The organism is Glaciihabitans tibetensis, assembly GCF_003003265.1.
GTDB classification, from domain to species: Bacteria; Actinomycetota; Actinomycetes; order Actinomycetales; family Microbacteriaceae; genus Glaciihabitans; species Glaciihabitans tibetensis.
In genome coordinates this window covers 565,954-583,704 of record NZ_PVTL01000001.1, presented here as the reverse complement: position 1 = coordinate 583,704, position 17,751 = coordinate 565,954, and the positions used below count along the sequence as shown (strand labels likewise).

13 protein-coding genes and 1 tRNA gene are annotated in these 17,751 nt (G+C 63.8%); 5 read left to right on the top strand and 9 right to left on the bottom strand.

The genetic code is table 11. From position 1 onward, the window contains the following. Positions 1 to 48: 48 nt before the first annotated feature. On the bottom strand, positions 49 to 2,946 hold the full coding sequence (gene uvrA / locus B0I08_RS02750; RefSeq protein ID WP_106209546.1) for an excinuclease ABC subunit UvrA: 2,898 nt from the start codon (positions 2,944 to 2,946) through the stop codon (positions 49 to 51). Between the two features lie 72 nt (positions 2,947 to 3,018). Here uvrA and B0I08_RS02745 point away from each other — a divergent pair, with 72 nt between their 5' ends. Next, the gene (locus B0I08_RS02745; protein WP_106209544.1) at positions 3,019 to 4,083 is read left to right on the top strand and encodes a glycosyltransferase; all 1,065 of its coding nucleotides are present in this window, start codon (positions 3,019 to 3,021) and stop codon (positions 4,081 to 4,083) included. 62 nt (positions 4,084 to 4,145) lie between these two features. Here the strand turns inward: B0I08_RS02745 and uvrB are convergent, their stop codons facing one another. The 7 genes from uvrB to polA all read right to left on the bottom strand — a co-directional run bounded on the left by uvrB (position 4,146) and on the right by polA (position 15,119). After that, positions 4,146 to 6,212 (bottom strand): excinuclease ABC subunit UvrB, encoded by a 2,067-nt coding sequence (gene uvrB, locus B0I08_RS02740; RefSeq protein WP_106209542.1) that lies wholly within the window; start codon positions 6,210 to 6,212, stop codon positions 4,146 to 4,148. An 81-nt stretch (positions 6,213 to 6,293) separates the two neighbouring features. Next, complete coding sequence (gene coaE / locus B0I08_RS02735) at positions 6,294 to 6,917, bottom strand: dephospho-CoA kinase (RefSeq protein ID WP_106209540.1); 624 nt, start codon at positions 6,915 to 6,917, stop codon at positions 6,294 to 6,296. A 197-nt stretch (positions 6,918 to 7,114) separates the two neighbouring features. Continuing rightward, a complete protein-coding gene (gene rpsA, locus B0I08_RS02730; protein ID WP_106209538.1) occupies positions 7,115 to 8,569 on the bottom strand; it encodes a 30S ribosomal protein S1 in 1,455 nt (484 codons plus the stop codon). A 150-nt stretch (positions 8,570 to 8,719) separates the two neighbouring features. Then, positions 8,720 to 10,096, bottom strand: a complete 1,377-nt coding sequence (locus B0I08_RS02725) for an LLM class flavin-dependent oxidoreductase (RefSeq protein WP_106209536.1) — start codon at positions 10,094 to 10,096, stop codon at positions 8,720 to 8,722. Further along, positions 10,093 to 11,802: a DUF885 domain-containing protein gene (locus B0I08_RS02720; protein WP_106209534.1), complete on the bottom strand. Its 1,710-nt coding sequence runs from the start codon at positions 11,800 to 11,802 to the stop codon at positions 10,093 to 10,095. The genes B0I08_RS02725 and B0I08_RS02720 overlap by 4 nt, the downstream gene beginning before the upstream one ends. Positions 11,803 to 11,909: 107 nt before the next feature. Next, a complete protein-coding gene (locus B0I08_RS02715) occupies positions 11,910 to 12,356 on the bottom strand; it encodes a PTS mannitol transporter subunit IIA (protein ID WP_181243142.1) in 447 nt (148 codons plus the stop codon). Between the two features lie 66 nt (positions 12,357 to 12,422). Further along, positions 12,423 to 15,119 (bottom strand): DNA polymerase I, encoded by a 2,697-nt coding sequence (gene polA / locus B0I08_RS02710; protein ID WP_106209532.1) that lies wholly within the window; start codon positions 15,117 to 15,119, stop codon positions 12,423 to 12,425. A 50-nt stretch (positions 15,120 to 15,169) separates the two neighbouring features. Here polA and B0I08_RS02705 point away from each other — a divergent pair, with 50 nt between their 5' ends. Continuing rightward, entirely contained in the window at positions 15,170 to 15,619 is a 450-nt protein-coding gene (locus tag B0I08_RS02705; protein ID WP_106209530.1) for a hotdog fold thioesterase, read from the top strand. A 99-nt stretch (positions 15,620 to 15,718) separates the two neighbouring features. Here the strand turns inward: B0I08_RS02705 and B0I08_RS02700 are convergent, their stop codons facing one another. Continuing rightward, positions 15,719 to 16,324 carry an ANTAR domain-containing response regulator gene (locus B0I08_RS02700; protein ID WP_106209528.1) on the bottom strand — a complete coding sequence of 202 codons (606 nt, stop codon included), beginning with the start codon at positions 16,322 to 16,324 and terminating at the stop codon, positions 15,719 to 15,721. A 38-nt stretch (positions 16,325 to 16,362) separates the two neighbouring features. On the opposite strand from B0I08_RS02700, the gene B0I08_RS02695 reads away from it, so the two are divergent. The 3 genes from B0I08_RS02695 (at position 16,363) to B0I08_RS02685 (ending at position 17,735) form a co-directional block, all read left to right on the top strand. Beyond that, positions 16,363 to 16,445 (top strand) — tRNA-Leu (locus B0I08_RS02695). Positions 16,446 to 16,660: 215 nt separating this feature from the next. After that, the gene (locus B0I08_RS02690; protein ID WP_106209526.1) at positions 16,661 to 16,873 is read left to right on the top strand and encodes a hypothetical protein; all 213 of its coding nucleotides are present in this window, start codon (positions 16,661 to 16,663) and stop codon (positions 16,871 to 16,873) included. A gap of 64 nt (positions 16,874 to 16,937) precedes the next feature. After that, positions 16,938 to 17,735 carry an HNH endonuclease family protein gene (locus B0I08_RS02685; RefSeq protein ID WP_245884461.1) on the top strand — a complete coding sequence of 266 codons (798 nt, stop codon included), beginning with the start codon at positions 16,938 to 16,940 and terminating at the stop codon, positions 17,733 to 17,735. The last annotated feature ends 16 nt before the right edge of the window (positions 17,736 to 17,751 follow it).

Sequence of the window (17,751 nt, the reverse complement as noted above, 5' to 3'; positions counted from 1 at the left end):
CCGGTGGTCGGCGCGCCCGCGATGGGGACCGCGGGCGCCACACGGCGATTACCCGGCGGCGAGGATCTCCTTCAAGAACCCGGCGGTGTGGCTTTTCTTCGACCGGGCGACCTTTTCCGGGGTGCCCGTGACCAGGATTTCTCCGCCGCCGGCGCCACCCTCGGGGCCGATATCGATGAGCCAGTCAGCGGACTTGATGACATCGAGGTTGTGTTCGATCACGATGACGGTGTTGCCCTTGTCGACGAGTCCGTTCAACACCAGCAGGAGCTTGCGCACGTCTTCGAAGTGCAGGCCCGTGGTCGGTTCGTCGAGCACGTAGATGCTGCGTCCCATCGACCGCTTCTGAAGTTCGGTTGCGAGCTTCACACGCTGCGCCTCGCCACCCGAGAGCGTTGTCGCGCTCTGTCCGAGGCGCACGTATCCAAGCCCCACGTCGACGAGCGTCTTGAGGAACCTGCTGATGGCCGAGATGGCCTCGAAGAAGTCCGCAGCCTCGCTAATCGGCATGTCGAGCACCTCGGCGATGTTCTTGCCCTTGTAGTGCACACCGAGGGTCTCGCGGTTGTACCGCGCTCCCCCGCACACCTCACAGGCCACATATACATCAGGGAGGAAGTTCATCTCGATTTTGATCGTGCCGTCACCCGAGCAGTTCTCGCACCGACCGCCCTTGACGTTGAAGCTGAACCGTCCGGGCAGGTACCCCCGGGCCTTCGCCTCCGCCGTCTCAGAGAAGAGCGTTCGAATTCGATCAAAGACGCCCGTGTAGGTTGCCGGGTTCGAGCGCGGCGTGCGGCCGATCGGGTTCTGGTCGACGTGCACCACCTTGTCGAGGTGCTGAAGTCCGGTGACCCTCGTGTGTTTGGCGGGGATTTGGCGGGCGCCGTTGAGCTCGTTTGCGAGCACCTTGTAGAGGATGTCGTTGACGAGGGATGATTTGCCCGAACCGCTCACCCCCGTGACAGCCGTCAGGGTGCCGAGTGGGAAACTCGCCGTGACGTTCTTCAGGTTGTTGGCCTTGGCTCCCTCGACGACGACCTGGCGATCGGGATCCACCGGGCGGCGCTTGGGTGGGATCGCGATCGACTTGCGGCCGGAGAGGTAATCGCCCGTGAGGGAAGCGGTGTTCGCGAGCAGACCCTCGTAGGATCCGGAGTGGACGACCTCGCCGCCGTGCTCGCCAGCGCCGGGTCCGATGTCGACAACCCAGTCGGCCGTGCGGATGGTGTCCTCGTCGTGTTCCACCACGATGAGAGTGTTACCCAGGTTCTTCAGCTTCACCAGGGTCTCGATGAGGCGGCGGTTGTCCCGCTGGTGCAGGCCGATGCTGGGTTCGTCGAGGACGTAGAGGACCCCGGTGAGACCGGAACCGATCTGGGTGGCGAGGCGGATGCGCTGGGCTTCCCCTCCGCTCAGCGTGGCTGCGGCACGCGCGAGGTCAAGGTAGCTCAACCCGACCTCGATCAGGAACTCCAGGCGGAGCCTGATCTCGCGCAGCACCTGGGCGGCGATGCGGGCCTCACGGGTGGTCAGGGTGAGGGCGTCCATAAACGCGTGTGAGTTGACCAAACTGAGCTCGCAAATATCGGAGATGCTGTGGCCGTTGACGGTGACGGCGAGCACCTCTGGCTTCAGGCGCTTACCGTCGCAGACCGGGCAGTTGATTTCTCGCAGGTAGCTGGAAAAACGCTGACGCTGCACATCGGTCTCTGCTTCAAGGAACTTACGTTCGATGTACGGCATGACGCCCTCGAAACCCGTGGTGTATTTCATTTCACGCCCGAAGCGGTTCTTCCACTTCACCGTGACCTCGAAGTTGTTGCCCTTGAGTACCGCGGTCTTCACTTTCTCGGGAAGCTTTCCCCACGGGGTATCCAGCGAGAAGTCCATCTCCTGCGAGAGGCCGGTGAGCAACTTCTCGAAGTAGCTGAAGACGCCCTTCCCCGAGTTGGCCCACGGCAGGATGACTCCCTCGGCGAGGCTCACCGAGGGGTCACCGATCAACAGGTCGGCGTCGACGGACATCCGGGTGCCCAGACCGGAACACTCGGGGCAGGCCCCGAAGGGTGCGTTGAACGAGAATGTGCGCGGTTCGATCTCGGTGAGCTGGACGGGGTGGCCGTTAGGACACGACAGCTTCTCGGAGAAATTCCGCCATGCGGCGTCACCCGTCTCGTCGACGAAGTTCACGGATACGAGTCCGTCGGTGAGACGCAGGGCCGTCTCGAGTGAGTCGGTCAAGCGGGTAAGAATGTCGTCCGCCGCCACGAGTCGGTCGACCACGACGGAGATATCGTGCTTGATCTGCTTCTTGAGCGTGGGCGGTTCGGTCAGGGAAATCTGTTTTCCGTCGACGATTGCACGCGAGTATCCGCCTGCGGCAAGCTCGCGGAACAGGTCGACGAATTCGCCCTTCTTCTGCGAGACGACCGGACTCACGATCTGGTAGCGAATGCCGGTCTCGAGCCCCATCAGCTGGTCGGCGATCTGCTGCACCGTCTGCTTCTGGATCGCTTCGCCACAGATAGCGCAGTGCGGGATGCCGATCCGTGCCCACAGCAGACGCATGTAGTCGTAGATCTCGGTGATCGTTCCCACTGTGGAACGCGGGTTGCGGTTGGTCGACTTCTGGTCGATGGATACCGCGGGGCTCAACCCCTCAATGAAATCAACGTCAGGCCGGTCCACCTGGCCGAGGAACTGACGGGCATAGGCGGAAAGCGACTCGACGTAACGACGCTGACCCTCGGCAAAGATGGTGTCGAAGGCGAGGGACGATTTGCCCGAACCGGACAGCCCCGTGAACACCACGAGGGAATCCCTCGGAATGTCAAGATCAACATTCTTGAGATTGTGGACCCGGGCACCTTGAACGCTGAGCTTCGAGGAGCCCTCTACAGAAGAAATCGACACTCTAGTAATTCTACGGAGGGCCTCTGACATTGCCTGACCGTTTCCGCTGGGGGCGGAAGGACGAGGGTGCGCGGTCGTTTGACCCGCAGCCATAATGGCCTGATGCGTATTGTGCACGTCGCGAGTTTCTATCGTTCCCCGTCAGACGGCTTCTCGACGGCGTTACGGCATCTCGGAGCGGGTTACCAGCGCGCGGGCCACGAGTTCTTTCTGGTCGGGCCAGGCCCCGTGGAACTCCGTCGGGCAACTCCGACGGGCACGCACATCACGCTGCCAGGCCTGCCCTCGGTTGCCGGACGCCGCTCGTTTGTGCCCGTCGGATTTGCGATCCTCGATCTCCTCAACCAGCTTGCGCCGGATCGGATTGAGATATCTGACCGTTTGACTCGCCGCGTGGTGGAGGAGTGGGCGCGGGAACGGGACATTCCGACGGTCGTTTTGTCCTCTGACCTTGTCGCGCCGCCGCAGGGCGCCTCGGGCTCCCCAACGCCGTCCGGTAACGCCTCTCTCGATCTGCCGCCTTCGCGACACACAGCGGTGGCGCCCGGCGTTGACCTCGCAGAGTTCTCCCCGCTGCGCTGGTCACAGCCCGCCCGGGACCGTTTCTCCGGAGGCGCCCAGGTTCTTCTCGTTCACGTGGGCGGTCTCACGCGGCGCGGAGCACCCGCGCTGAGCCTGGACGCCCTGGGGGTGCTCCTAGGTCGCGGGGTCGACGCCCGGCTGGTGCTGGCGGGCGAGGGCGTGCTCAGCGGCAGACTTGCCCGCCGAGCGGAGACGCTGCCCGTGACGGTCGCTGAGCGGGTTGATGACGCCCGACAGCTCGCCGTGCTGCTGGCAAACGTGGACGTTGCGCTCAGTCCCGGACGCGGGGACAGAGGCATCGACGGGATGGGAGCGCTGGAGGCTCTCGCGGCGGGCACCCCGGTGGTAGCAACCGCAACCTCCGACGCCGCTTCCGTGGTGCAGGGCTCCGGAGAACTCACTGCCGCCAACGGGAGCGCGATCGCCGACGGAGTTCAGCGCGTGCTCGCCCGCCGTGTGGACGAGCGGCGCAGCGAAGCGCGAGCCCGCGCGGCGAAGTTTCCGTGGGCAACCATGGTGAACTCGCTCATTGACATCCACGAGTTCCCTGGGCTCCTGGCCCCCGAGGTCAACACGTCCCGCTGACCCCAGGAACGACGGCCATCCGCCGCTGCGGCAGGCACGTCGCTACCTCAGGTGGCGTCGCGCTACCTCAGGTGGCCTGCGGACTCCATCTGGCGCAGGTCCTTTTTGAGGTCGGACACTTCGTCGCGCAGGCGCGCGGCCAATTCGAACTTGAGCTCGGCGGCCGCGGCGAGCATCTGCTCGTTGAGGTCCGCGATGATCGCCTCCAGGCTGTTGCCGCCGGCAGCCGCGAGACCTTCACGACGCAGGTTGGGTGTCGGCGACTTCTTCTTGCCGTTGCGGCCGGCGAGAAGCTGCGCGGTGTCCGCGCCCTCCCGAAGGAGGATGTCGGTGATGTCCGCGATCTTTTTGCGCAGCGGCTGAGGGTCGACCCCGCGCTCCAGGTTGTACGCGACCTGCTTCTCGCGTCGCCGATCGGTCTCTTCGATAGCGCGCTTCATCGAATCGGTGAGAACGTCGGCGTACATGTGTACTTCGCCGGACACGTTTCGCGCAGCCCGCCCAATGGTCTGGATCAAGGAGGTCGACGAGCGCAGGAACCCCTCCTTGTCTGCATCGAGAATCGCGACCAGCGACACTTCTGGCAGGTCGAGACCTTCGCGCAGCAGGTTGATGCCCACGAGTACGTCGTAGACGCCCGCGCGCAGCTCGCTCAGGAGTTCGACCCGGCGGAGGGTATCGACATCCGAGTGCAAGTACCGAACCCGAACGCCGGACTCGCCGAGGTAGTCAGTCAGCTCCTCTGCCATCTTCTTGGTCAGGGTGGTGACGAGCACCCGCTCGTCTTTTTCGACCCGAACCCGAATCTGCTCGAGCAGGTCGTCGATTTGTCCCTTTGACGGCTTGACCACAATCTGTGGGTCGATGAGGCCGGTGGGGCGGATGATTTGTTCGACGACCGAGTCGGTGATGCCCATCTCGTACTTGCCCGGCGTGGCCGACAGAAAAACCTTCTGCCCTACGCGGGTAAGAAACTCTTCCCATTTTAACGGCCGGTTGTCCATCGCACTCGGGAGCCGGAAACCGTGTTCAACGAGGGTGCGTTTGCGCGAGGCATCCCCCTCGTACATCGCGCCGATCTGCGGCACGGTGACGTGGGACTCGTCAATGACCACGAGAAAATCCTCGGGGAAATAGTCGAGGAGGCAGTTGGGCGCCTCGCCCGGACGGCGCCCGTCAATGTGCCTGGAGTAGTTCTCGATGCCGTTGCAGAAGCCGATCTGCTCCATCATCTCGATGTCGAAGGTCGTGCGCATTCGGAGCCGTTGCGCTTCGAGCAGCTTGCCCTGGCGCTCGAGTTCTTCTAACCGCACCGCGAGCTCTTCTTTGATCGTGACGATCGCGCGCTTCATCGTGTCTGGGCTGGCCGCGTAGTGGGTCGCCGGAAAGACGGAGACGGCGTCGAGCTTGCGCAACACTTCGCCCGTCAACGGGTGAAGCGCATAGATGGCTTCGATCTCGTCGCCGAACATCTCGATACGAATGGCGTTCTCTTCGTAGACCGGGATGATCTCAATGGTGTCGCCGCGAACGCGGAACTTGCCGCGGGAGAAGTCGACGTCGTTGCGCTGGTATTGCATGTTGACGAACTTGCGGATCAACGTTTCTTGCGGGATGCTCTCCCCCACCTGAAGCGCGACCATGGCCTCGAGGTACTCCTCCGCCGCGCCCAGACCGTAAATGCAGGACACCGTCGATACCACGATGACATCGCGTCGGCTTAGCAGAGAGTTGGTGGTCGAGTGGCGCAGACGCTCCACCTCGGCGTTGACCGAGCTGTCTTTCTCGATAAAGGTATCGGTCTGGGGAACGTAGGCCTCTGGCTGGTAGTAGTCGTAGTAGGAAACGAAATACTCAACGGCGTTGTTGGGCATCAAGTCACGAAACTCCGTGGCCAGCTGCGCCGCGAGGGTCTTGTTGTGCGCGAGCACCAGTGTGGGGCGTTGCACCTGCTCGACCAGCCACGCCGTCGTCGCCGACTTGCCTGTACCAGTTGCTCCGAGGAGTACCACGTCGGTTTCACCCGCGTTGATGCGGTGTGCAAGCTCCTTGATTGCGGCGGGCTGATCACCGCTGGGGGTGTACTCGCTGACTACCTCGAAGGGGCGAACGGAGCGCGTCGGTTGCATTCTCCAAGCTTACGGATCACCACCGACAGTCGCGGTCGAGTGCGCCCGCAGCGGAACTGGCCGCCCCCTGCGTGAGACCCGCTACCGCTGAGGGGCCGCGCCGTACTGCGCAAGAGTGCGCCAGAACGCATCGGCCTGCTCGAGGGTTTGCTCGAGACTGCCCGAACTGTCGATCACGACGTCGGCAATCGCGAGGCGTTGCTCGTCGGTGGCCTGCGCCGCGACGCGCGAGCGAGCTTCGGCTTCGGTCATACCGCGCAGATGGACAAGCCGATCGACCCTGGTCTCGGCGTCGGCGTGGACCACCACAACGCGGTCGAACTGACTCGCGCGGTCGGCGCCAGACTCGACGAGGAGCGGCACGTCGTAGACCACGACCGCCTCCGGGTCGGCGCGGCCCGCCGCGTCAAAGAGCTGTCGCGCCCGCGCCCCGACCGCGGGATGCGTGATGGCGTTCAGTGCCTCTCGCTGTGTTTCGTCCGCGAAGACGATGGCTCCGAGTTCGGCCCGGTCGAGAGAACCGTCACCCCTGATTACCCGGGGACCGAAGTGCCGCGCGATAGCGGCGAGAGCGGGGGTACCCGGCTCGACCACCTCGCGCGCGAGCTTATCGGCGTCGACCACCACTGCTCCCCGTTCGGCTAACCGCGCCGCGACGACGGATTTTCCCGAGGCGATTCCGCCGGTGAGACCAATGAGTTGCATGCACCAAGGCTAGGGGGTGCGGGATGCCTCGGCTCGACTCCGGGCGCGGTGCATCCTGAGCGGGGCGGTAACGCAACAACGGCCGGTCCCGAGGGACCGGCCGTTGTTGTTACTCGATACGCACCGTTAGTCGATACACACTGTTACTCGATACGCACCATTAACCCGTGCGCACCGACTCAGTACGAGTCGCATGCTTAGGAGTTGCTGGACAGCTTCTCGCGCAGCGCTGCGAGCGACTCGTCGTCGGCAAGAGTGCCGGCGCCGGTCGAGTCGCTGGAGAAGGACGAACCGGCAGCTGCAGGAGAAGTGGGGTTCTCTTCCTCGGCGGCAGCGGTCGCGACCTGCTTCTTGTGCGCTTCCCAACGAGCCTGGGCTGCAGCGTAGTCCTGCTCCCACTTCTCGCGCTGGGACTCGAAGCCCTCGCGCCACTCGTTGGTCTCGGAGTCGAATCCCTCGGGGTACTTGTAGTTGCCCTGGTCGTCGTACTCGGTGAGCATTCCGTAGAGCGCCGGGTCGAACTCGGTGCCCTCGGGGTCAACACCCTCGTTAGCCTGCTTGAGGCTGAGCGAGATGCGGCGACGCTCGAGGTCGATGTCGATGACCTTGACGAACACCTCGTCGCCAACCGAAACAACCTGCTCGGCGAGCTCAACGTGCTTGCCCGACAGCTCGGAGATGTGCACAAGTCCCTCGATGCCCTCGGCAACGCGAACGAACGCGCCGAAGGGAACGAGCTTGGTGACCTTACCCGGAGCAACCTGACCGATTGCGTGGGTGCGGGCGAATACCTGCCACGGGTCTTCCTGCGTTGCCTTGAGCGACAGGGAGACGCGCTCGCGCTCGAGGTCGACCTCGAGGATCTCGACGGTGACCTCCTGGCCAACCTCGACAACCTCGCTGGCGTGCTCGATGTGCTTCCAGGACAGCTCAGACACGTGAACGAGTCCGTCAACGCCGCCAAGGTCGACGAACGCACCGAAGTTGACGATCGAGGACACAACGCCCTTGCGGACCTGACCCTTGTGCAGGTTGTTCAGGAACGTGGTGCGGCTCTCGCTCTGCGTCTGCTCAAGCAGGGCGCGACGCGACAGCACGACGTTGTTGCGGTTCTTGTCAAGCTCGAGGATTTTCGCTTCGATCTCCTGGCCGAGGTACGGCGTGAGGTCACGGACGCGACGAAGCTCGATGAGCGATGCCGGGAGGAATCCACGGAGTCCGATGTCGACGATAAGTCCACCCTTGACGACCTCGATCACGGAACCGGTGACAACACCATCGGCTTCCTTGATCTTCTCTACGTCGCCCCATGCACGCTCGTACTGAGCGCGCTTCTTGGAGAGGATGAGACGGCCTTCTTTGTCTTCCTTCTGGAGAACAAGGGCCTCGACGCTGTCGCCGACCTGAACAACTTCGCTCGGGTCAACGTCATGCTTGATGGAAAGTTCGCGGGAGGGGATTACACCCTCGGTCTTGTAACCGACGTCGAGCAGAACCTCGTCGCGGTCGATCTTTACAACGATTCCCTCGATGAGGTCTCCGTCGTTGAAGAACTTCAGAGTCTTTTCGACCGCGGCGAGAAAGTCTTCAGCAGATCCGATGTCATTGATCGCGACCTGCTTGGGTGCCTTGGCGGTCGTTACGTTTGTCATGTAGTTAGTGCTCCAGTATGGACATAGCTCAGGCCACGGGCGAGGATTCGGTGGTGATGTGTCCGTGGCATACGGATGTGGATGTCACAAAGCGCGACGTTCGATCTTAGCCGGTAGGCGGAATCGCGGGCAACCATTACACGCGGGAACTCAGAGGTTCTGTCCGCCGCGATATCGCGCGCCGTGGTGACCCTCCGGCAGGCGCGGGTGTCCCGCTCCAAAGAGGTTTTCCCGCAGCGTGCTGTGGGCGTACTCGGTGCGGTACAACCCGCGTTTCTGCAACTCGGGCACAACATATTCCACGAAGTCCTCGAGGGTTCCCGGTGTCACGAACTGCCGGAGGTTGAACCCGTCAATGCCCGTCTCGCGCACCCAACCCTCGATCGCGTCGGCGATCTCTTCTCCGGTGCCCAGGGCGAAGAACGGGCCACGATCAAATCGGGTTGTCTCTCTCAGCGCATCGGCAACCGTCGTGCCGGGGGTGTACCGTGCGGCGGTCGCAGCATCGTGACCGACGAGACCGGAGGCGATGATCTCGGAAATCAGCGTCTCGGGTGGGTAAGCGGCGAGGTCGATGCCACTACCCCCACCGGCGTGCGCCAGATATCCTTCCGCACTGGACAGGCGCTGGTACTGCGCCGCCTTGGCCTCCGCGTGGGCCCGTGTCTTGCCTGGGATGAGGACGGCACTGCCCAGCGTTCGCACCGCTCCAGGACCACGACCCGCCGCTTCCGCACCGCGGTGGATGTCGGCGATGCTCGCCGCGAAATCTTCAATCGACGAGCCACCGACAAACACCACCTCAGCGTGCTTGGCCGCGACGGCGCGTCCCGTGGCGGAGCTGCCAGCCTGAAAGATCACCGGGGTGCGCTGGAGGGACGGCTCGGAAAGGTGTGGGCCAGCAACCCGAAAGTATTCGCCACTGTGGTCGATCCTGCGAACCTTGCCCGGATCGGTGTAGACGCCGGCCGCGGCATCCCGCACCACCGCGTCATCGTCCCAGGATCCCTCCCACAGCTTGTACAGCACATCGAGATACTCGTGTGCCCGGGCGTAGCGCTGGGCGTGGTCGAGTTCATCGTCCAGGCCGAAGTTGCGGGCTGCGTTCGGTAGGTACGACGTCACCACGTTCCACCCGAAGCGTCCCTTGGTGAGGTGATCGAGGGTGCTGGCCCGCCGGGCGAATGTGAACGGCGGTTCGTAGGTAGTGGAGAAAGTCGCAACGAACCCGAGATGTTTGGTCACTGCGGCCATGGCAGGGATAACCAGAAGCGGATCGTTGTTGGGGATCTGGACCGCCTCGCGGAGCGCCGTCTCCGGACCGCCACGGTACCCGTCGTAGGCGCCGATCACATCCGCGAGGAAGATCGTGTCAAACAGCCCCGCCTCCGCCAGCGCGGCACGCTCCTGCCAAAACTCGAGGTCGGTATAGCGGTGCCGGGTGCTCTGTGGAGAGCGCCACATGCCGTGGGAGATGTGGCCCACCGTGTTCATTTCGAACAGATTGAAACTCAGTTCACGGATCATGGGCGTGGGCTCACGCTCGGGCTCACCATCGCGGCCTTCAGGGTGTCGAGGCCGACACCGCCCAGGTCGAGAGCGCGGCGGTGGAACTCCTTGATGTCGAACGCGACACCCTGGCTGGCCTGAGCGGCATCACGGATCTGCTCCCAGATGCGCTGGCCCACTTTGTAGGACGGAGCCTGGCCGGGCCACCCGAGGTAGCGGTTCACCTCAAACCGCACAAACGCGTCGTCCATATTGACATTCTTTCCCATGAACTCGAGCGCGTAGTCGGCGGTCCACGGTCCGCCTCCGTCCGGGCGGGGCTTGCCGAGGTGCACGCCGATGTCGAGCACCACGCGCGCCGCGCGCATCCGCTGCCCGTCCAGCATCCCGAGGCGATCACCCGGATCGTCGAGGTAGCCGAGTTCCTCCATCAATCGCTCGGCATACAGGGCCCAGCCTTCCGCGTGGCCGGATGTGCCCGCCAACTGGCGCCGCCAGGTGTTCAGCTTCGCGCGGTTGTACACCGCCTGGCCGAGCTGGAGGTGGTGCCCAGGCACACCCTCGTGAAAGACCGTGGTCTTCTCGCGCCAGGTGTTGAACTCGGTCACGCCCTCGGGCACCGACCACCACATGCGCCCGGGCCGGGAGAAATCGTCGCTGGGGCTCGTGTAGTAGATGCCGCCCTCGCGAGTGGGAGCGATCATGCACTCGATGCGGCGAACCGGCTCCGGAATGTCGAACGACGACACCGACAGCTCCGCCACGGCCCGATCGCTGGTTTGCTGCATCCACTCGCGGAGCGCCTCCGTGCCGACAAGCCGGCGGCTCGGGTCAGCATCGAGAATCGCAATGGCCTCCTCGACGGACGCACCGGGGCTGATTTCCGACGCGACGCGGGTCTGTTCCTCGACCATGCGCGCGAGTTCTTCGACGCCCCACTCATAGGTCTCGTCAAGGTCGATAGTGGCGCCGAGAAACTGTCGCGACTGGAGCGCGTACAACTCGCGCCCGACGCCGTCGGTCTCGGTCGCGGCGGGTTCGAGTTCTTGCTGGAGAAACGCCGCGAGCTTTCCGTATGCCTCAGCGGAAGCTTCTGCGCCGCTCCGGAGGTCCGTGCGCAGCGAATCCGGCAGGGGGCCGTCGGTGGCAGCCGCGCCCTCGGTGAATTCGAAGAAGAACCCGTTCGCCGCGGCGTGCTTGCTGACCTGGTCAGCCACCTCGCGCACTTGGCGCCGGGCCGGGACCGAGCCGTCGCTAATGCCCAGACGGAGGGTCTCGATGTAGCCGTCGACGGCACCAGGGAGATTAGCCAGGCGGCGGGCGATAGTGGACCAGTCGTCTGCCGTCGCGTGCGGCATCAGGTCGAAGGTGTCCCTGATCCCCTGCGCGGGGGACGCGATGACATTGAGGTCGCGCTTCCAGAGCCCCGCGGCTGCAGATTCGAGTTCGAGGGAAAGGGTGCTGCGCAGGTCGGTCTTCGTGACCCAGTCGACATCGTCGGTCGCCTCGGTCGCATCCAGCTGCGCAATCACCTTCTTCGCCTCGTCGCTGTGGCGGGCGTGGCCGGCCGGCGACAGGTCCCCGAACTCGTCCAGCCGACCCGGCAGCCCGATCCAGATCGCCACATCCGGATCGAGGTCGACGAGGGTGCTCACCCATTGCTCGGCGATGGCGTCGATCGCGGTTGTCTGGCGAGGTTCGGAGCCGGGTGCGGGGACAGTCATACCCCGAAGCCTAGGGGCTGACTTAGATCAGAAGCTGACGTAGTTCGGGGGCTGACGTAAATCAGGGGCTGACTTAGATCTGAGCCGTACTCGGTGTGGCCCCGGGCCTATCCGAACAGGGCGTAAACCTCGTCTACCGATTCCGCCGCCCGCAGGGCATCGGCCCGGCCCGGATCGAGAAGCACCGAGGCGATCTGGCTGATCAGTGCGATGTAGTGACGTCCGTGCGCGGCTACTCCCAGCACAACGGTGACCCGCTCGCCGCCCCAGTCGATACCGTCGCGAAAGCGCAACAGGACGAGGGCGTCAGACTTCACCTGGTGCTTCGCGTTGAGTGTGCCGTGCGGCATCGCGATGCCCTCGCCGACATAGGTCGACACACTGCCCTCGCGCTCGAGCATCGCGTCGACGTAATCGGGATCAACCGCACCGGCCCGGACGAGTGCATCCCCTGCCTGGCGCACCGCGTCCTCGCGCCCGGTGGCGCTGGCCTCCAGGAACACCGAATCCGCCGAAAGCAGTTCGTGCAGCCGTTCAAAACTCAGTTCTGTCATCGTTTCCTCACTCCCGTTACGCGCGTCGATTCATTCGGACTCGAGCTGAACTCTGTCGCCGCGAACCTAATGGGCGGCCTGGTCCCAGTTGGCGCCGACGCCCACCTGCACGCTTAGCGGCACCCGCAGGTCTGCGGCGCTGCCCATCCGATCGCGAACGATGCGGGTGAGCGCCTCCTCCTCGCCCGCGGCGACCTCGAAAACCAACTCGTCGTGGACCTGCATCAGCATGCGGGAGGCGAGGTGCTCCCGAGCGAGGTCTCCGGCGATGTTGATCATGGCGACCTTGAGGATGTCGGCTGCCGAACCCTGGATGGGTGCGTTGAGCGCCGCCCGCTCCGCGTTTTCGCGCAAAACGCGGTTGCTGGAGGTCAGATCGCCGAACGGTCGCCGTCGGCCGTAGATGGTCTCGGTGTAGCCGTCTGTGCGAGCCTGCTCGACAACGTTGCGAAGGTACTCGCGCACGGCGCCGAATCGTGCGAAGTAGTCGGCCATCAGCTGTTTCGCCTCAGCGGTTCCAATGCGCAGTTGCTTGCTGAGCCCGAACGCGCTCAGACCATATGCAAGCCCGTACGACATCGCTTTGACCTTCGTGCGCATCGTGGCGGTAACGTCTTCTGTCGCCACCCCGAAAATGCGCGCACCCACGAATCGGTGGAGGTCTTCGCCCTCGTTGAACGCGGTGATCAACCCTTCGTCGCCGGACAGGTGCGCCATGATGCGCATCTCGATCTGCGAATAGTCCGCTGTGAGCAGCGTCGTGTATTCCGGTCCGCGTTCCAGCGCCGCACGGATCTCCCGCCCGATCGCTGTCTTCACGGGAATGTTCTGCAGGTTCGGGTCGTTCGAAGAGATGCGCCCGGTGCTCGTACCCGTTTGATCGTAGGTGGTGTGAATGCGACCGTCTGCTCCGATGCCTCGCTCAAGGGTTTCGATGATCTGCTTGAGTTTCGTCGCGTCACGGTGCTGCAACAGGAGCCCGAGGAACGGATGCGGATGGGAGTCCTGCAGGTCCGCGAGCGACGCGGCATCGGTAGAGAACCCGGTCTTGTTTGCGCGGGTCTTCGGCATGTTGAGCTCTTCGAACAGAACCTGCTGCAGCTGCTTGGGTGAACCAAGGTTCACCTCGTGACCGATCTCCGCGTAGGCCCGGGTCGCGAGGTCGGCTGCGGTCTCGGTGAGGCTCACGTTCAGTGCCGCGAGTGCCTCACCGTTGACGGCGATGCCCGTCGTCTCCATCTCGGCCAGAACGGGCACCAGCGGCAGCTCGATCTCCTCGAGTACACGGAGGGAACCGGTATCGAGCTTCTCGGTGAGGTACTCGGCGAGCCGCAGCACGTACCACGCCTCGGTCGCCGGGCTCAGCGCCTCAACGTCGGGCACCAGTTGGTTCGGATCGGCTTGCGGAAGAGTCTCGGCCAGGTGCGTGTAGACCTGTCCGGCCAGGTCGTCTGCCTTACCGGAGGGCTTGAGTAGCCACGAAGCAAGCGATGTGTCGAAGGCGATGCCGTTCAGCTCGAGCCCCACGCTCTTCAGGATCTTGAGATCACGCTTGGAGTGGTGGAGAAGCTTGGGCGAGTCGCTGGCGAGCCAGGCCTGCAGGGCCGTGTAGTCGGGTCGGCCGGCGGCCCACGGAACGAAGGCCGAGTCCGTCGCGCTGGCGATGCCGAGTCCGGTCACCAGCGCACCCGTCGTCTCGACGCGGAGTCCGAGCGGCACCGTGCCCTTCGCCGACGCCGTCTCGAGCCAACGCCCGAGTTCTTCATCGACCATCGTGCGCACCACGGGAACACTCGTGCCCGGCTCTGGCTCGAGCTCAGCGACATCCACCGATTTATCAAGCACCGACCCATCGAGATCTTCCGCGCCCTCGGCCGCGGCTATTTTCAGCACCCGGTCGAGAAGAGTACGGAACTGCAGTTTGTCGAAAACCTCGCGCACGGCCGGAACGTTGATGGGCCTGCGTTCGAGGTCGGCGGGACCACACGGCAACTCAACATTCGTCAGGAGGTGGTTGAGCTTGCGGTTGCGAATTGCGCGATCGCTTTGCTCCCGCAGCTTCTCCCCCACAACGCCCTTAATCTCGCCTGCATGCTCGAGCACGGCCGACAGGCTGCCGTACTGGGTGATCCACTTGACCGCGGTCTTTTCGCCCACCTTGTCAATACCGATGAGGTTGTCGCTGCTCTCGCCCACCAGCGCCGCAATGTCGGGGTACTGGTGCGGTTCGATGCCGTAGCGCTCGAAAACCGTGTCGCGGTCGTAGCGCTTCAGCTCGGACACGCCGCGCGCATTGGGGTACAGCAGGGTGACGTTGTCGTTGATCATCTGGATCGCGTCGCGGTCGCCGGAGACAACAAAGACGTTGAAGCCCTGCTGCGAACCCTCGTGCGCCAGAGTCGCGAGGATGTCGTCAGCTTCGTAGTCCTCCTTGGTCACCGTCGTGATGTTCATCGCGGCGAGTGCCTCTTCGAGCAGCGGAATCTGGCCGATGAACTCGGGCGGCGTCTCGCCACGGGTGCCCTTGTACTCGGGGTATTCACGAGTGCGGAAAGAATAACGGGAGATGTCGAAGGCGACCGCAAGATGGGTCGGCTTCTCTTTCGCGAGCAGGTTGATGAGCATAGCGATGAAGCCGTGAATTGCGTTGGTGTGCTGCCCGTCTCGGTTCATAAAACTGTCTACCGGAAGGGCATAAAAGGCCCGGAAGGCGAGCGAATGGCCGTCAATGACCATGAGGGTAGGCTTTTCGATGTCCGACACGCAGCAAGCCTAACGGCGACCACTGCGCCCGAGCGCAGCCAAGGAACCGAATGACTATTTTCCCCGAAGATCTCGACCCCGAGCTCGTCGAACGTCTGATCACCAGCGGCGGCGGAGCCCTCGCGAAGACGATGGGAATCCAGTTCATCGAACTGTCAGCGGAACGCTCGGTCGCCACCATGCCCGTCGCGGGCAACACCCAGGTGATTGGCATCCTGCACGGCGGCGCTCACGTCGTGCTCGGGGAGACCCTCGGGTCGGTGTCGTCTGCGATCCACGCGGGACCCGGCCGAGTCGCCATGGGAATCGAGATCAACGCGTCCCACAGCAAATCCGTGTCGTCGGGCATCGTCACGGCAACGTGTACGGCGCTGACCCTTGGCCGCACGCTGGCGACCCATGAAATTGTGGTTCGGGATGCCGCGGGGCGGCGTCTCTCGACCGTCCGCATGACCAACATCCTCACCGAGGATCCGCGCGAACGCACCGCCCAGCCGTAGCCGCTCGTCCCGCCCGACCGCGGACACAAAAACTCCCCGACGCGAAGCTGCGTCGGGGAGTTTTTGGAGTATCAGGTCTTGGAAGCTGGGGACGACGTGCTACTTCTTCGCCGACAGCTGCTCGATGATCGCCTGGGCAACATCGTGCATGGTGAGGCGGCGGTCCATCGACGCCTTCTGAATCCAACGGAAGGCCTCGGGCTCGGTCAGCCCCATCTTCTCGTTCAGGAGGCCCTTCGCGCGGTCTACCAGCTTGCGGGTTTCGAAACGTTCGACCAGATCGGCAACCTCGGCCTCGAGGGTGATGATCTGCGCGTAGCGGCTCAGCGCAATCTCAATGGCCGGCAGAAGGTCGTTGGGGGTGAACGGCTTCACGACGTAGGCGAGGGCCCCGGCTTCGCTCGCACGCTCAACCAGCTCTTTCTGGCTGAAGGCAGTGAGGAGCACAACGGGGGCGATGTGGTTCTTGGTCAGGCGCTCGGCCGCGGAGATTCCGTCGAGCTGGGGCATCTTGACGTCCATGATCACCAGGTCGGGGCGCAACTCAGTCGCCAGCGCGACGGCCGTCTCACCATCACCGGCTTCGCCGACGACTTCGAATCCGTTATCTCGAAGGGTCTCGACGATGTCAAGTCGGATCAGCGATTCGTCCTCGGCGACGACTACGCGACGGGGTGCTGCAGGGGGGTTCTCTTGCTCACTCACGTGACAACCATACGGTATTGTTTCTTAGGTTGTGGCGAGCCGAATTGGCGGAATGGTAGACGCGGAGCACTCAAAATGCTTTGTTCGAGAGGACGTGTGGGTTCGAGTCCCACATTCGGCACCGACAAGTAGCCCCGTTCATCCCCGTGATGACGGGGCTGCTCCTGTTTTCACGCCCCGCTCGCCCCGGCGGGTGGCCCAGAGCTCGGTAATTTTACGCAATGGAAACCACCGGGCAACACGTCACACGGAGAATAGACCAATCGAAACGCCAGGGTCGGCCACATCGGCCGCCCGGGCGAAGTGGTTGTCGACCGGGGAGGGAGGAACGAGATCATGGTCAAATTCAGCTTGGAGTTCGACGACGTCGCGACCTATGCGGCGCTGGTGTACCGTCTACAGACGATCACCCAGCACCTCGACAACGCCTACGGCAAAGAGGGCGAGATCATCTTCGCCGAACGCGGCGAGATTGAAACAGTTCTGTCCCACGGCCCGGTGGGACGCTGGGAGATCAACACCGCGTCCGCTGTCCGCGGCTTCGACTGAACATACGCACTACCGCACGAGTCCGTAACCGCGTTCCCACGGCCGTCCGTTTGAGGAGACACCCGTGGCACGACGCCCAGCCCCCGCAATTCGTCGCGGCCGCAGTTCGCGCGCGGGCTCAGGGCGCACGCGTCTGGTGACACTGCTCGGCCTGCTCGCTCTCATCGCGTTCGGTATTTACGCGAGCTCCGGCGAGACCAGCTCCAACGAGATCAGTTCCGACGAGATCACGGCGCCGATCGATGCTCCGAACCCCGACGCCGGATCCGACCCCATCGTGGTGGGCGAGCCAGGATCGGCCGTCGAGCTGCTCGACACCATCAAGGTCAAGGGCAAGGCGCCCCGCACGGGCTATGACCGCGAAGCGAAGTTCGGGGCGGCCTGGATTGACGTTGACGGAAATGGTTGCGACACCCGCAACGACATCCTGACCCGTGACCTCACCCAGATCGTCTTTGGGGACGACTGCCGTGTTCTCCGCGGCGTGGTCGACGATCCGTACACCGGAGAATCGATCAGCTTCGTGCGCGGGGAGGCGACCTCGTCTCTCGTCCAGATTGACCATGTGGTCGCTCTGTCCAACGCGTGGCAGACCGGCGCGCAACAATTCAGTGAGCAAACCCGGGTGGCCTTCGCGAACGATCCGCTCAATCTGCTTGCCGTCGATGGGGAGTCGAACTCGCAGAAGGGTGATGGCGACACCGCGACCTGGCTGCCGAGCGATTCGTCGTTCCGATGCGAGTACGTCGCTCGCCAGATCTCGGTGAAGGCCGCCTACCAGCTGTGGGTGACCGCGGCCGAGCGCGACGCGATGTACCGGGTACTGACGGAGTGCCCCGGTCAACCCGCGCTTGCGGAGTGACCGCCCCCACACGGCA

Excerpts from the sequence above, each read along its gene's own strand:
- B0I08_RS02745 (WP_106209544.1), top strand. The coding sequence starts at position 3,019 with ATGCGTATTGTGCACGTCGCGAGTTTCTATCGTTCCCCGTCAGACGGC.
- B0I08_RS02705 (WP_106209530.1), top strand. The coding sequence starts at position 15,170 with ATGACTATTTTCCCCGAAGATCTCGACCCCGAGCTCGTCGAACGTCTG.
- uvrB (WP_106209542.1), bottom strand. The coding sequence starts at position 6,212 with ATGCAACCGACGCGCTCCGTTCGCCCCTTCGAGGTAGTCAGCGAGTAC.
- coaE (WP_106209540.1), bottom strand. The coding sequence starts at position 6,917 with ATGCAACTCATTGGTCTCACCGGCGGAATCGCCTCGGGAAAATCCGTC.
- uvrA (WP_106209546.1), bottom strand. The coding sequence starts at position 2,946 with ATGTCAGAGGCCCTCCGTAGAATTACTAGAGTGTCGATTTCTTCTGTA.
- B0I08_RS02690 (WP_106209526.1), top strand. The coding sequence starts at position 16,661 with ATGGTCAAATTCAGCTTGGAGTTCGACGACGTCGCGACCTATGCGGCG.
- B0I08_RS02720 (WP_106209534.1), bottom strand. The coding sequence starts at position 11,802 with ATGACTGTCCCCGCACCCGGCTCCGAACCTCGCCAGACAACCGCGATC.
- B0I08_RS02725 (WP_106209536.1), bottom strand. The coding sequence starts at position 10,096 with ATGATCCGTGAACTGAGTTTCAATCTGTTCGAAATGAACACGGTGGGC.
- B0I08_RS02715 (WP_181243142.1), bottom strand. The coding sequence starts at position 12,356 with ATGACAGAACTGAGTTTTGAACGGCTGCACGAACTGCTTTCGGCGGAT.
- rpsA (WP_106209538.1), bottom strand. The coding sequence starts at position 8,569 with ATGACAAACGTAACGACCGCCAAGGCACCCAAGCAGGTCGCGATCAAT.